At 66.0% G+C, this 935-nt stretch carries 2 protein-coding genes and 1 pseudogene; all 3 read left to right on the forward strand.

Annotated elements, in window-relative coordinates:
• Positions 1 to 326, forward strand: a 326-nt coding sequence (gene traX / locus HA45_RS23335) for a conjugal transfer protein TraX (RefSeq protein WP_158087336.1), incomplete at its 5' end; no start/stop codon positions are given.
• A 170-nt stretch (positions 327 to 496) separates the two neighbouring features.
• Positions 497 to 736, forward strand: a complete 240-nt coding sequence (locus tag HA45_RS23340; protein ID WP_128599099.1) for a hypothetical protein — start codon at positions 497 to 499, stop codon at positions 734 to 736.
• A 19-nt stretch (positions 737 to 755) separates the two neighbouring features.
• Positions 756 to 935: pseudogene (locus HA45_RS27760) on the forward strand (hypothetical protein); the annotation flags it as partial.

Below are 935 nucleotides of genomic sequence, written 5' to 3' on the forward strand. Positions count from 1 at the left end.
CGGAACGGCTGGCTCGGAACCTGCGCCTCAGCCGCTGGTTCTGGTGGGGACTGATGTGGCTCACCGGCCTGCCGGTGGCGGGCTTCCTGTTTGCGCTGATGGCCGCAGGCAGTAGCATTGGCGGAACCGGCTGGCTGCGCGTGGGCTGCGTCACGCTCGTGCTCATGCTGCTCTCAGCAACGGGCTTCGTGCAGGCGCTGGCCTCGGGCTACCGCCTGTGGCAGCTCACGGAAAAGCGGGTATCGGCGTCAGAGAACGGGAGCTTTCAGGCTTACCTGCAGGAAACGCGCTGGTGCCGGCAGGCGCTGAGCGGCGGCCTGCTCTGAGGGAACAGGCATGCGAAACAGAAAACGCGAACAGCGGCTTATCCGGGCTATTACCCTGCTGGACCCGTTAGCGCCGGGTCGCGAGCGCGAGCGCATCATGGACCTGCTGCACAGCGCCCGGCGGGCAAGCCGCGCGGGGGGAAAGCCTCAGGGCCGGCGAGCTCAGCTATATGGTGCTCGGGGCGCTGAACGTGTTACAGGGGCGCCTGCAGGCGTCTGGCGCAGCGGCGGACGCGCTTGAGCCCTTTGCCGCCGCCGTGGACCTGCTGCTGCCGGACTTTATGACCCGTGAGCGGCGCACTTTCGCCATGTTTATGGCGGAGCCGCTTGTCTGGCGACTGACGGTGCTGAGCCTTCCTCTGCTCAGCGCCTGCGTCGTTTACGGATTATGGAACCTGCTGAATGCATAATTATTTCCGGAGGACGGGAATGATGCATATACGACTTGATGTGTTTGCCAGCCTGCTGCGGGTCAGGCCCGGCGCGCTTGTGCATGCAGTGCGCACCGGCGGCGAACTGGACGGCATGGCGCTGCCTGCCCGCCGACGGGGGCGGGGTGGGGCGGTTATGTTCAACCTGGCTGAAGCTACCGCGTTTGCCACCCGGTGG

Origin of the sequence: Pantoea rodasii (assembly GCF_002095465.1) — a bacterium.
Classification (GTDB): domain Bacteria; phylum Pseudomonadota; class Gammaproteobacteria; order Enterobacterales; family Enterobacteriaceae; genus Pantoea; species Pantoea rodasii.